The sequence below is a fragment of the Candidatus Hydrogenedens sp. genome (genome assembly GCA_035378955.1).
Lineage (GTDB): Bacteria > Hydrogenedentota > Hydrogenedentia > Hydrogenedentales > Hydrogenedentaceae > Hydrogenedens.
In genome coordinates, this window is the sequence record DAOSUS010000076.1 from 1 (window position 1) to 14,700 (window position 14,700).

The window sequence follows — 14,700 nt, forward strand, 5'->3', positions numbered from 1 at the left end:
GCGAGTTTTTAATATGGGCATTGGATTACTATTTATAATCCCTGAAGACCATTTAACAAAAGTAATAAAGGCATTTGAACAGGCCGGCGTTTCTGCACATATTGTAGGAAAAGCAATCAAAGGAGAAAGAAAAGTATATTATAAGGGTAATTTGAAATATGCTCAACCGAATTGAAGTAACTATCCGTCCCGAATTAGAGGACCCCATAGGGAAAAGTTTATCTGCTCAAATCAAAGATGATCTCTCTATTACCTGCAAATCTGTTCGCGTAGTAGATGTTTATACCATTTTAGCCGAAATAACACCGAAAGAACTCGAAAAAGTAGCCACAGAACTTTTTTCAGATTCCGTTATTCAAATCGCTTCTATAAACCAACATATAAAATTTCCTCAGGAATACCAACATGTGGTTGAAGTCGGATTTCGTCCAGGTGTAACGGATAATGTCGGGAAAAGTGCACGGGAAGGAATACAGGACACATTATCGAGAAACCTAAAGCCAGATGAATTTGTGTTTAAATCCACAATGTATTGGTTTTCCGGTTTATCAAAAGAAAACTGTTCTCAAGTCGCTCAAAAACTTCTTGCAAATGAACTCATACAACACTGGAAAGTTTTGTCTTATGATGAATTATCTAATCAAAAAGATATTTCTTTATTACCTATCCCCTTAGTAACAGAAAAAACAAAAACTATTGTTGAAACAATATCTCTAAACCTTTCCGATTCAGAATTATTAGAATTAAGTCAAAAAAGACTTTTAGCCCTTGACTTACGCGAAATGAAAGCCATAAAAGAGTATTTTGAAAATCCAATTACAAAAAAACATCGCACAGCCCTCAACCTCCCTGAATATCCAACCGATATCGAACTTGAAATATTAGCACAAACATGGTCTGAACACTGTAAACATAAAATATTCAATGCAGATATTAAATTTGAAGATAGTAACGGGAATTATACAGTAGTCAACAGCCTATTCAAGACCTTTATCAAATCCACTACGGACAAATTGAAATCAGAAATTCCGTGGTTGGTTAGTGTTTTTCATGACAACGCAGGATTAATAGATTTCGATAATGAACACCTCATATCAATGAAAGTCGAAACCCATAATAGCCCCTCTGCATTAGACCCTTATGGTGGTGCTATTACAGGAATTGTGGGAGTTAATCGGGACATTTTAGGTGCCGGTTTGGGATGCCGTTGTATTCTTAATACAGATGTTTTTTGTTTTGCATCACCTTTCTATGAAGGTAAAATTCCGGAACGATTACTCCATCCACGGCGAGTATTACGGGGAGTTCACGCAGGTGTCCGTGATGGCGGAAATCAAAGCGGTATTCCCACAGTAAACGGTGCTATTGTCTTTCATGAACGGTTTTTAGGGAAACCCCTTGTGTTCTGTGGAACAGGGGGCATTATTCCCAAAAAAATAAATAATAAATTAGCCCATGAGAAAAAAGCATATAAAGGCGACCTTATTGTAATGATTGGAGGGCGAATTGGTAAAGATGGAATTCATGGAGCCACATTTTCCTCGGAAGAATTACATGAAGGCTCACCAGTAACTGCTGTTCAAATAGGCGACCCCATTACACAGAAAAAACTATCCGATTTCCTTTTCGAAGCAAGAGACCGTGGGTTATATAATGCAATAACGGATAATGGAGCTGGGGGATTATCTTCAAGTATAGGTGAAATGGCAAGAGGTTCAGGTGGTGCAAAAGTTTACTTAGACCGTGCTCCTCTCAAATACGCCGGATTGGCTCCCTGGGAAATTTTCTTGTCAGAATCCCAGGAACGAATGACTGTAGCTGTATCTCCTCAACACATTAATGAATTTATGAATCTTTCTCAAAAAAGAGATGTTGAATCTACCATATTAGGAGAATTTACCGATTCAGGATTTCTGGAATGTTATTTTAATGGCAAATTAATTGCATCCTTGTCTATGGATTTCCTACATGATGGCGTTCCTACAATGAATTTACGGGCAAAATTAGCAAGTTCAGAGCCGAAATCCTTCTATATTCAACATAAAGGAAATCTCACTGAAGACTTACTACATGTAATAGGTAGTTTGAATGTTTGCAGTAAAGAAACCTTTGTCAGAATGTATGACCACGAAGTTCAGGCTCAAACAGTGATTAAACCTTTCCAGGGAATTACCCATGACGGTCCTGGTGATGCAACAGTAATTCGTCCTATTTATTGTTCCAATCGTGGTCTTGCAATTAGTTGTGGTATTTGTCCCAAATATAGCGACTTAGACTGTTACCAGATGGCTGCAAATGCTGTGGACGAAGCTGTCAGAAACTTAGTAGCAGTAGGTGTAAAATTAGGTAATATCGCTGGATTAGATAACTTCTGCTGGCCTGACCCTGTAGAAAGTGAAAAGACACCCGATGGCGCACATAAATTAGCTCAATTGGTTTTAGCCTGTCAGGGCTTGCATGATACCTGCCTTGCCTACAAAGTTCCTTTGATAAGCGGTAAAGATAGCATGAAAAATGATTACAAAATTGGAAACATCAAAATATCTATCCCACCTACATTATTATTTACTGCAATTGGATTTATAGAAGATATACAGAATACAATGACTATGGATGTGAAAAACGCCGGAGATAAAGTCTATCTTATTGGTAAAACTGTTGAAGCAATAGGTGGAAGTGAATGGGCAGAAATTCATAAGTTTGAAGGAGGAACTGTTCCTACCGTTAATACAGAGAAAGCCATACTCCAATATAACCGAATATATGAATCTATCCAAAACAGATGGATTTCCTCCTGTCATGACTGTTCTGATGGTGGGCTTGCTGTTGCATTAGCAGAAAGTGCTTTTGCAGGTGGGCTTGGCATGAAAATAGACATTATGACAATGGGTGTTCATAACGATATTGTCGCTTTATTTAGCGAGACACCTTGCCGTCATATTGTAACCGTATCTCCTCAATATGAAAACGATTTCCTGAAATTAATGAACGGTTTGGATGTTTTCTATTTAGGTGAAGTAACAGAACAACCTCAATTTTTAGTTTATGGCGTTACAAGTCACCTTATCATCAATACTTCTATTTTTGAACTTAAAGAAGCATGGCAGAAAACTTTACGGATATAAGGAAAGTTTATGATTCAAGTTCTTGTTCTAACAGGTTTTGGCATAAATTGTGAACGGGAAACAGCACACACCTTCCAACAAGCAGGTGGTGAACCTTTACTTATCCATCTCAATGATTTAATTGAAAAACCGGATTATCTGGATAAATCTAAAATTCTTGCTATTCCTGGCGGGTTCTCTTTCGGTGATGACATAGCATCAGGCAGAATCTTAGCCAATAGAATTCGTTATCGTTTAGAAAAACCTCTACAAAAATTTATCAATGATGGAAAACTCATTATTGGTATATGTAATGGCTTCCAGGTGATGGTTAAAATGGGTATCTTACCTCTGTTTCAAAAAGAATTTAAACAATTGGTAACATTAACTCATAATAATTCGGGTCGTTTTGAAGATAGATGGGTTTCCTTAAATGTAAACACAAGTTCACCATGTATCTGGACAAAAGGTATAGAATATATTGAATTACCTGTTCGACACGGAGAAGGAAAATTCATAACAAAAGATGACATTATCTTAAAACAACTTAAAGAAAACCATCAAATCGTGATACAATATGCAAAAAAAGATAAGTCATTGGCAAAGGGAGAATATCCCGCTAACCCCAATGGTTCTATAGAAGACATCGCAGGTATTTGCGACCCTTCGGGTAAGATTTTTGGTTTGATGCCTCATCCAGAAGCCTTTTGGGATGCCAAATTACATCCTTTATGGAATCGTCTTCAACTTAAAGGACCCGGAGATGGTCTAAAAATATTTGAGAATGGAGTTTCCTTTGCCAATTCTCATCTATAACATAGTAACTCTTAATAGATTTGTAATATATGCATAAGAAAAAATCTGATTTTGCTGTAAATGATTATAATCTGATACAAACAAGAAAAGACTGGGAAAATGCACTTAAAATCATTTCAATCGAACCTAAAATCGCTATTGACCTTGAGGCAAACTCTTTATATGAATACCCTGGTGAAATCTGTCTCATTCAAATTTCGGTCCGTGGTTTTGACTTCCTATTGGATCCATTAGCCCACTTTCCTTTCCCGGAATTAGGAGAACTATTCGCCAATAAAAATGTTTTAAAAATTTTTCATGCATCAGAATACGATTTAAGATTGCTCTGGAAACAATACAAATGGCAAATTATAAATCTTTTCGATACTATGTGGGCAGGAAAACTTTTGGGTTGCAAACAATTAGGACTTGTCTCCTTACTTAAAACATTTTTAAATGTCCAACACGATAAAAAATTTCAGAAATCAAACTGGAAACATCGTCCTCTTTCTAATCAACAACTAAGTTATGCTTATCGGGATTCTCATTATCTAATCCCATTAGCAGAAGTTTTACAAAAACAACTTGAAGAAAAAGGCTTATGGGATGAGGCACAAGAAATTTTTAATGATTTTTCAAAAGGAATAATAGTAGAAGAGGAAGAACAAAAATCCATTCAATTCTATAAAGCATTTCGAAGTAAAAATCTACCTGAAAAAAATTTAAAAATCTTACAAAAACTTTTCTTCTTCCGTGAAGAATTAGGTCAATCTTTACATATTCTTCCTAACAAATTAATTTCCAACAAATGCCTGCTAAACATATCTAAAAAAATTCCCGAAACTCTTGATGAATTAAATCTCATAACAACTACACATTCAATATCAAATAAAATTAAAAAACAGGAACTACTCGAAGTTATATTAAAAACGATAAATTCGGAAGAACCTTTATATACACCTCCAGTAAACAATAATCCACAAATAAAAAACCGAACCTCTCTTCTTTTACAATGGAGAAAACAAAAATCAATTATGCGTGATATTGATTCTGATGCTATCATCCCCAAAAACAAACTTTTCCTATTAGCATTACATGGTCCTAAAACTATATCGGAACTGGAGCAATTAGAAATTCTGGGACCTGTGCGTTTAAAAATGTATGGTGAAGAAATAATTAATCTTTTTAAGAAAGCCGATGAGTTTTCTGAACAACAACAATCGTAATACAATATTATAAAAATAATTACAATTTCTATTGTGGGAGTATGTATTATGTGGTTAAAACTAAATAAATTCTTTTATAGGCTTATTTTTATTCTTCCTATAATCATATCAATGTGCATAATAAATCACCCTATTTATACAGATGAACCTGCTTTACCTAAAGGATTATCTTCAACAGAAAACACCAATCCCTCTCAACCCCCTAACAACAACGAACCTACGCTACCGCAAGGTTTATCACCATCATCTCATTCAGAACCGCAACTTCCCCAAGGATTGCAATCTCAACCTACAAATGAACCCCAACTCCCACAAGGGTTAGGACAATATAATAATAAAGAAGAAAAAAAAGAAGAGAATAAACAAAAGAAATCAATACCTTTTCATATAGATATCAAAGGATTTTGGGATAATCGTGCCGGGATTCGTTATAGAGAAGACAGGCAACAATCAAAAGACTTAATCCTGGGTGAATCTCGTTTGCAATTAAGAGCCGATAAATTCTGGGATAAAGTAAGCATTGAAACTACAGGGGACTTTTACGGAGATTTTGTTCAAGAAGAATTAAATTTCGACCTTCGCCAGGCAAGGTTGACATGGACATTATCTCCCACTTTAGATTTACGAATAGGACGACAAATTCTTACATGGGGAACAGGAGACCAAATTTTTATTAATGACCTCTTCCCCAAAGATTGGAATTCCTTTTTCGTGGGAAGAGAACAGGAATATCTTAAAGCCCCGTCTGATTCCATAAAATTAGGTTGGTACCCCGAATGGTTTAACTTCGAACTTGTATATACTCCCCGTTTTACACCAGATAGATATATCACAGGTGACCCTATCACTTTCTGGAATCCTCTTTTTAATGAACTCCAAGGGGAAGAACAAGAAATTCGACCCGACCATCCTGGTCCTCGCTTCCATGATGATGAATGGGCTTTCCGTGCATATAGAAAGATAAACAACTTCGAATTTGCCCTATATGCTTATTCTGGAAGATGGAAAAGTCCGGGTGGGCAGAAACTATTACCTCCTCTACAAGCCTATTTTCCAAAACTAAATGTTTATGGAACCAGTTTAAGAGGACCTGTGGGAAAAGGGATACTATCTTTAGAAATGGGTTATTACGATTCTAAAGAAGACCGTGATGGAAGTAGTCCCTTCATAAATAACTCCGAATTTCGTTTCTTAGTAGGATATGAACAGGAATTAGCAAAAGACTTTACTGGCGCCTTCCAGGTCTATTTAGAACACATGTTAGATTATGAAAATTACGAAAGCAATCAGCCCTTCTGGGTACATAATAAAGATGAAAATCGCCTCTTAACCACAATCCGTCTCACAAGACAATTAATGAACCAAAATCTTATTTTGTCATGGTTCATGTATTATTCACCAACAGACCAGGACTTCTTTTTAAGACCTAATGTTCGTTATAAGATAAATGATAAATGGTGGGTCGAAGGTGGTGCCAATATATTTATTGGGAATGAACCTTATACCTTCTTTGGACAATTTATGGAAAACTCAAATATTTACATAGGTGCAAGATGTTATTTCTAATCATCTGATACTACATAGGACGCTGTATAATGCAAAAGCAAAATAAAGTAAAACTTTTTTATATTCTCTGTTTATTAATCCTATCATTTCTTGCAACAGATAATATTTACGCTAAAAAGAAATCTTCTGATAAAAACTCTCCCCCGAAACAGTCTATTCCCACTAACCAATATGAAAACCAACAATATAGTGAATATTCAGGACCCAAAGGGACATTAGATATTGATGTAACGGATGTCTTGGGAAAGTATTGGGGAGCCAGAGTTGATTTATTGAATATAGAAGATGGGAAACGATACCGCTTTGATTTTCCTGAAGGTAAAGGAGAACAAAAAGTCCCTGTGGGAAGTTTTAGAGCTTATGTTTATGCCTATGATAACGGGGTCCCTGTAATGGTTCAAATCAAAGATATTACCATAAAAGAAAATCAACCTGTTTTCATTCCAATCACACTTTTAGAAGGAACTACAGGTCCCCTTGTTTTAAGAGATTTTGATAGTGATTGTGACCTTGTGTTGGATAGAGTTGAAATAGAATCGGGCACAGACCCTTACAACCCTCTGGATATCCCCGGTAAAAAAACAATACCTGTCGAAAATAAAGTTATCCAGAATAAACCAGGATGGTATAAAGGTGAATTATGTTGCTTCTCTAAATATAGTATTGGTAGTGAAACCGTAGGAGAATTAATCAAAAGAGCAGAAAAGGATGGGCTTGATTTCCTCGCTATAACAGATATAAACACATTAAAATCCATTGAAGACCCTGAATATCGTTCCGACAAACTTGTTCTCATACCTGCAATGAAATGGGGAAATGACCAGATGGGATATGCTCTGGTCTACTGTCCACGAACACCTTTGGATAGCCCAACAACAATTCCAGAAGCACAGGCAGAATGCCTTCGTGTTCAGGCACAGGGAGGTATTTTTGCTATTGCACATCCATGTTTCCCCACAGGATTCTGGCGATGGGGATTAAATTATGTAAATGCTATTCAGGTATGGTGTAGAGAATGGAGAGCCATCCCACCCCTTACTTTAGACAAATTAGACGATTGGCTCAAAGAAAAAAAAGACGGAAAATTTATTTACTCCCTTGCTGCGGCTGTAAATGAATCAAAAATAGCCTCTGTTTCCGCTAATTCTCAATCTGCCCGTTTCTGGGATTATGAAATAGCACGGGGAGCTATGGTCTGTGGTATTGCAGGAAGTCATTCTTCAAATCCATCGGTTCCCTTAGGAACACCTATAACCTATGTTCGTGCAGAAAATAAATCTTTAGCTGCTATCCTTGAAGGACTTCGTTTAGGTAGAACTTATGTATCTACAGGGGTTAATGGTCCTAAATTAAGTTTTATGGCTGATTCATTAGCCGATAATAAAATAGATGTAAGTATTGGGGGCATTGTTCCCTTAGGGATAGACATTCGTTTTGAAGCCATCGCTGAAAATGCAAAAGGAAAAAAATTAGAAGTTTTATTTAATGGAAGACCCATCGTTACAAAAATAATTGAAAGCGACAACTTTACGGTTCGTTTCACGGACAAACCTGTCCGCAGTGGTGCTTACCGTCTCCGTGTTATAGGTCCTCCAGAGAATACAAAAGGTTTTGGCGATGTGGAAGTATATGCTATGACCAGCCCCATTTATGCACAAGATATTACTGCTGAATTACTCTGGCGTTTGCCTAAATTTGACCCGAAAAAAGCATGGATAGAAATTAAGCCCAGTGAAGAAGGTTCCTATCTCAACCTTCCTGAAAACTAACCTTTTACATTTCCTTTTTTTGATAAAATATAATACACCAATCGAAATGAGATTGAAGTAATCTTTGTTATATCAATAACTATTCCAATAAGGCATATCCAATGGAAGAAACAAATAGTACTTATTTATACAATGACCCTCTTATCATAGCGGGTAGAAAATTTAAATCCCGTATTTTAATCGGCACCGGCAAATTTCCCTCTGCTGAAGCATTACGAAAAACTATAAAGGCTTCTGGCACAGAGATTGTAACTGTTGCACTTAGACGGGTTGACTTAAAAAAACCAGAAAACGATAGTATCCTTTCCGTTCTCAATCCTAAAGAAGTTTTAATTTTACCAAACACAAGTGGAGCCAGAACCGCAGAGGAAGCCTTAAAGTTAGCACGAATTGCTCGGGCTGCAGGATTGGAACCCTGGGTAAAACTGGAATTAACTCCTGAACCTCGATATTTGCTACCTGACCCTATTGAGACACTCAAAGCAGCAGAATTATTGATTAAAGATGGATTTATTGTCCTTCCTTATATTCAGGCAGACCCTATACTTGCCAAAAAATTGGAAGAATTAGGTACGGCAACAGTTATGCCATTAGGTTCTCCTATCGGTAGCAATAAAGGATTGAAAACGAAAGAATTTATAAAAATTATCATAGAACAATCTAATATTCCAGTAGTTGTAGACGCAGGATTGGGAGCACCTTCCCATGCCGCAGAGGCAATGGAAATAGGTGCCGATGCTGTTCTTGTAAATACAGCACTTGCTGATGCTCAAGACCATGAAAAAATGGCAATGGCTTTCCGCTTATCTACTGAAGCAGGACGGTTAGCCTTCCGAGCCGGTTTAGGTCCACAACGAGATACCGCAGAGGCTTCTTCCCCATTAACAGGTTTCTTGTTTAACTCAAATTCAAATAATAAATCTTAATAAACATTATGTAATTATATGGAACCTTTCTCTTTTTCAAATATTCTTAATCATTGGAATTCAGAATATATTCAGGAAATATATAATAGAGTTGACGAAGACAAAGTCTTGTTGGCTTTGGACAAAGACACTTTATCTATTGAGGATTTAATTGCTCTCCTCTCTCTAAAAGCATTACCTTTCCTTGAAAAAATGGCTCAAAAAGCAAACCGACTAACACGATGGCACTTTGGAAGAACCATATCTTTATATGCACCTATTTATCTTTCCAATCTTTGTGCATCGGATTGTGTATATTGTTATTTTGCATCGCATTCGGGTATCCGTGAAAAACGAGTTACACTCACGGAAGAACAAATACGAAGCGAATGCAACGAACTGAATAAAAGAGGCATTCAGACTGTATTACTCCTTACTGGCGATGCACCTAAAATAGTTCCTGTAGATTACATATCTCAGGCAGTGCACATAGCGAAAGAATATTTCAAATCGGTTAGTGTCGAAGTGTATTCCATGGATGAAGAACATTATGCCCAATTGGCAAAGGACGGGACAGAAGGTGTTACCTTATACATGGAAACTTATGATAAAGATATATATGATAAGGTGCATTTATCTGGAAAGAAAAAAGATTATTTATATCGCCTCAATGCTCTGGAAAGGGCTGGGAGAGCCGGTATTCGTAGGCTTACTTGTGGTGTCCTGCTGGGATTAAGTGACTGGCATCTCGATATTGTATGGCTTGCTTTACATGCAAAATACTTAGAAAAAATGTGTTGGCAAAGTGTTATTTCTCTCTCCTTCCCAAGGCTAAAACATACCCCTTCTCGATTTAAGGTTCCTCATCTGGTTAGCCTTCAGGAATTGGTTCAAATTATTACTGCTATGCGACTTTTCCTGCCTTATTCTCCTTTCAATTTAAGCACTCGTGAAAGTGCAGAAGTGCGTGACCATCTCATTCCGTTAGGAATTACATCTATGAGTGCTGGGTCTTCAACTCGTCCCGGTGGCTATAAAGTTTATCAAGAATCTACCCCTACACAGCGTCCTGTATTAGAACAATTCGAAATTGATGACCAACGAACCGTAGAAGAAGTCGTATCTGCCATTAAAAATAAAGGCTATGACCCCGTCTGGGTTGACTTTGACCCCGGATTTATAAAATCATTATAGAAAATATCAGGAGACTTAAAATGAAAAAATACTTTGTTTTCATCTTCCTCTTTGTTTTTATCCTTACAGCGTATGCCCAAACACCAAACCCATCAGAATTTAAGGAACTTTCCCGTGAAAAATACATCGATAAATGTAAAGGAGCATGGTTAGGGCAAATGATAGGTGTTACTTATGGAGATAAGTATGAATTTCGTTCCAACGGAATTCCTATACTTGAACCCTTAGATAAATGGACTTCGGAAGCATTGGAACGAGCCTTTGCGCAAGATGATTTATATGTTGAAATGACTTTTTTAGAATCCATTGAAAAACAGGGAGTTAATATTTCATTTGAACAGGCAGGAAAAGCCTTTGCTAATTCGAAATATCCTTTATGGCATGCGAACAAGGCAGGTCGTGAAAATGTAAGAAAAGGCATTATGCCTCCCCTATCGGGTCATCCTCGTTTTAATCCTCATGCAGATGATATTGATTTTCAGATTGAAAGCGACTTATTCGGAATTATTACCCCTGGCTTGTTCAAAGAAATGCAACAATTGGGCGAAGTCTTTGGTTCCATCATGAATTATGGTGATGGACTTTATGCCGGATACTTTATTGCAGGGATGTATTCCGCTTCTTTCTTTATTGATGACAATGTCGAAGAAGTGGTTCAATTAGGACTTTCATGTATCCCACCCGAAAGCACTTATCGCAAATGTATAGAAGATGTTATTACCTCTTATCACCAGCATCCTGATGATTGGCTTGAAACATGGAAATATATTGAACACAAATGGCAGGACGATATAGACTGCGAACCGGGAAATCTTGTAAATATTGATGCAAAAATCAATGGTGCTTATGTCGCTATTGGTTTACTTTATGGGAAGGGAGACTTGAAAAAAACACTTGAAATTACTACGCGTTGCGGGCAGGATGCCGATTGCAATCCTTCATCATCTGCCGGTATTTTATGTTGTATGAAAGGTTTTTCTGCTTTAGAACCTATCTGGAAAGAGCATTTACCCAAGGTTAGTGATAATAAATTCATTTTTACGAACTATTCTTGGAACACTCTTATTGACGCATCTGTTCGTGTTGCTGAGCAAATCATCTTAAAAGCAGGTGGAACTATTGAAAACGACATCTACAAAATCCCTGTTCAAAAACCAACTCCCCCACCGACATTAGAACAGTGGGTAAATAAAAAAGAAATTTTTAAACCACCTATTCCTACTGAAGAAATAGCAAAATGGAACTCTCTCTGGAAGGTAAAATCTTGCAAGAAATCAGAAGAAGTAGGCGTATTTCAAAATAAATTTAATCGGGATAATGTGCTTATGCTTATCCCGCCAGAAGAAGGTGTCCCTGCTCTTATCGAATATTTCTCCGAAATCCCATCAAATACGAAACAATTATCAATAGAAATATGCTCTCCTCAGAACAAACCTTTTTTACTTCGATTTAGAGTAGATTATCTTCCCGTTTATGAACAGTCAGTTAATGATACACAGTGGGTAAAATTACCTGTAAATATTGAAAAATGGGCTGGTAGTCAACATGTAATAACCATTGAAATCTATTCCATAGAACAAAAAAATAACATCATCGCCTGTTTCGGAAATATTGCATTTCAATAATTACAAACATGAAAGAACTACCCTAAATCGTTTAAAATATATACTTGACTAACAAAACAATGAAAACCTCTCATAAAAAAGGAGTTTAAATATGGCTGTCGCTCCCATAAGTTTCCCAAAAATTCATTCAGGTCTGCCTTATAAAATCAGAGATATTAAACTGGCAGAATTAGGTAGAAAAGAAATCGAATTGGCAGAGCATGAAATGCCCGGATTAATGGCTCTTCGCGAAAGATATGCCACAAAACAACCGTTGAAAGGTGCCCGTATTATGGGTTCTCTTCACATGACAATTGAAACGGCTGTTTTGATAGAAACATTAAAAATATTAGGGGCAGATGTTCGTTGGGCTTCTTGTAATATCTATTCCACCCAGGACCAGGCAGCTGCCGCTATTGTTGCTACAGGAACTCCAGTCTTTGCATGGAAAGGGGAAACATTAGAAGAATATTGGTGGTGCACTTATCAAGCCATGTGCTTCCCTAATGGAGAAACACCTAATATGGTAGTAGATGATGGTGGAGATGCTACACTTCTCATACATAGAGGTTATGAATTAGAAGAATATGTCCGTAAAAATGGAAAACTCCCTCCTATCAGCGATGGACATAAAGAACTTCAAATTATAGATAGTTTGCTTCATCAGATTTATCAAGAAGACCCTGAACGCTGGCATCGAACTGTTGAAAATTGGATTGGTGTATCTGAAGAAACAACTACCGGTGTTCATCGTTTATATCAAATGATGAAAGAAGGCAAACTTCTAACGCGTGCTATGAATGTTAACGATTCCGTAACTAAATCAAAGTTTGATAATCTCTATGGTTGTCGTGAGTCGTTAGGAGATGGATTAAAAAGAGCCACAGATGTTATGATTGCAGGGAAAACGGTTGTTGTGGCTGGTTATGGTGATGTGGGCAAAGGTTGTGCCCAAGCAATGCGTGGTTTAGGGGCACGCGTTATTATCACCGAGATTGACCCTATCTGTGCTTTACAGGCAGCTATGGAAGGCTATGAGGTGATGAAAATGGAAGACGCTGCATCCATCGGCGATATTTTTGTTACGGCAACCGGTTGTTGCGATGTTATCCGTGGCGAACACATGATTAAAATGAAACATCGTGCTATTCTGTGTAATATCGGACATTTTGACGCAGAAATTGATGTGGCTTGGTTAGAATCTCAAAAAGATATTCGTGAAGAAAATATTAAACCGCAAGTAGATAAATTTATCTTTCCGGACGGCAAAGAAATCATCTTGCTTGCTCGTGGAAGACTGGTTAATTTAGGCTGTGCCACAGGACATCCCTCCTTTGTTATGTCCAATTCATTCACAAATCAAACCCTTGCTCAAATTGCCTTATTTACCGAACCTGAAAAATATGAGCGAGGAAAAGTTTACACACTACCTAAAAAATTAGATGAAGAAGTTGCTCGGTTGCATCTCGAAAAAATCGGTGTAAAATTAGACCGATTAACTCAAAAACAGGCTGACTACATCGGCGTTCCTATTGACGGGCCCTACAAACCTGACCACTACCGATATTAATTTGCATTCATAATTTCTTTAAATAAATAGCAAGATTCCTCGTTTCATTTTTATATAAAAAGCCACAATAAATTATATAAAATAGGTTGATTTATAGTTTAAACATCAAAGTTCATTCACTTTTGTAAATAATAGAAGTGTACCGCTTCCCTAATAAGAAAATCCCAGATTTTAACTTGTATTCAGAATATCCGCAGATTCACAATTATAAACAAATTAATTGAAAAGTTTTAGTCTATATTTGTGTTTATTTGAATTATTCACCAATAAAAAAGATACGGGCGAATATATATAAATTCGCCCGTATTTATTATATTTTTTATTCTACAGTAACGCTTTTCGCCAGGTTACGGGGTTGGTCTACATCACACCCACGATTAACGGCGATGTAATAAGCGAAAAGTTGTAATGGGACAGCAACAACAATAGGACTAAAGGGTTCATAACAATCGGGAACATAAATCACATCTTTACTATGGGCAACAATATCATCATCACCTTCTGTTGCTACACTGATAACCAATCCACGCCGTGCTTTAATTTCTTGTATATTTGATACCATCTTTTCATAAGTATCGCCCTTTACTGCAATACAAATAACCGGGAAAGTCTCCGTAACAAGGGCTATCGGGCCATGCTTCATTTCTCCTGCGGCATAACCTTCGGCATGGATATAACTGATTTCTTTCAGTTTTAATGCACCTTCTAAGGCACTCGGGAAATTAAAGTTTCTTCCTAAATAGAAGCAACTTTCGGCATCTTTATATTCAGGTCGATTGGCTAATTCTTTTACTTTTTCATGATTTTTTAATATATAATCAACTTTTGCCGGAATGGTTCTTAAATGCTCAATCATTTCTCGGGCTTGTTGTTTGGTGAGTGTTCCGCGAATTTGCCCTAACCATATTGTAAACAGGGCAAACGCCATACATTGTGAGGTATAAGCTTTCGTAGAAGCCACGCCAAT

Annotated in this window: 11 protein-coding genes; 10 read left to right on the forward strand and 1 reads right to left on the reverse strand. The window is 37.0% G+C overall.

The annotated features are described in order from the left end of the window. Positions 1-13: 13 nt before the first annotated feature. The 10 genes from PLA12_12160 to ahcY all read left to right on the forward strand — a co-directional run bounded on the left by PLA12_12160 (position 14) and on the right by ahcY (position 13,733). Entirely contained in the window at positions 14-175 is a 162-nt protein-coding gene (locus tag PLA12_12160; protein HOQ33250.1) for a hypothetical protein, read from the forward strand. Beyond that, positions 159-3,125: a phosphoribosylformylglycinamidine synthase subunit PurL gene (purL, locus tag PLA12_12165; GenBank protein HOQ33251.1), complete on the forward strand. Its 2,967-nt coding sequence runs from the start codon at positions 159-161 to the stop codon at positions 3,123-3,125. Before PLA12_12160 ends, purL begins: the two co-directional genes overlap by 17 nt. Positions 3,126-3,134: 9 nt before the next feature. Next, positions 3,135-3,920, forward strand: a complete 786-nt coding sequence (locus PLA12_12170) for a phosphoribosylformylglycinamidine synthase subunit PurQ (GenBank protein ID HOQ33252.1) — start codon at positions 3,135-3,137, stop codon at positions 3,918-3,920. Between the two features lie 29 nt (positions 3,921-3,949). Then, the gene (locus PLA12_12175; GenBank protein ID HOQ33253.1) at positions 3,950-5,125 is read left to right on the forward strand and encodes an HRDC domain-containing protein; all 1,176 of its coding nucleotides are present in this window, start codon (positions 3,950-3,952) and stop codon (positions 5,123-5,125) included. A gap of 48 nt (positions 5,126-5,173) precedes the next feature. After that, positions 5,174-6,691 carry a hypothetical protein gene (locus PLA12_12180; GenBank protein HOQ33254.1) on the forward strand — a complete coding sequence of 506 codons (1,518 nt, stop codon included), beginning with the start codon at positions 5,174-5,176 and terminating at the stop codon, positions 6,689-6,691. A 29-nt stretch (positions 6,692-6,720) separates the two neighbouring features. Continuing rightward, positions 6,721-8,460 (forward strand): CehA/McbA family metallohydrolase, encoded by a 1,740-nt coding sequence (locus tag PLA12_12185; GenBank protein ID HOQ33255.1) that lies wholly within the window; start codon positions 6,721-6,723, stop codon positions 8,458-8,460. Positions 8,461-8,561: 101 nt separating this feature from the next. Continuing rightward, entirely contained in the window at positions 8,562-9,386 is an 825-nt protein-coding gene (locus tag PLA12_12190; GenBank protein ID HOQ33256.1) for a thiazole synthase, read from the forward strand. An 18-nt stretch (positions 9,387-9,404) separates the two neighbouring features. After that, positions 9,405-10,559, forward strand: coding sequence for a 2-iminoacetate synthase ThiH (gene thiH, locus PLA12_12195; GenBank protein HOQ33257.1), 1,155 nt, complete (start codon positions 9,405-9,407; stop codon positions 10,557-10,559). A 20-nt stretch (positions 10,560-10,579) separates the two neighbouring features. Further along, complete coding sequence (locus tag PLA12_12200) at positions 10,580-12,184, forward strand: ADP-ribosylglycohydrolase family protein (GenBank protein ID HOQ33258.1); 1,605 nt, start codon at positions 10,580-10,582, stop codon at positions 12,182-12,184. 91 nt (positions 12,185-12,275) lie between these two features. Beyond that, positions 12,276-13,733 (forward strand): adenosylhomocysteinase, encoded by a 1,458-nt coding sequence (ahcY, locus tag PLA12_12205; protein HOQ33259.1) that lies wholly within the window; start codon positions 12,276-12,278, stop codon positions 13,731-13,733. 319 nt (positions 13,734-14,052) lie between these two features. On the opposite strand, the gene PLA12_12210 is transcribed toward ahcY, so the two are convergent. Beyond that, the coding region (locus PLA12_12210; protein ID HOQ33260.1) for an SIS domain-containing protein at positions 14,053-14,700 on the reverse strand (648 nt) is incomplete at its 5' end.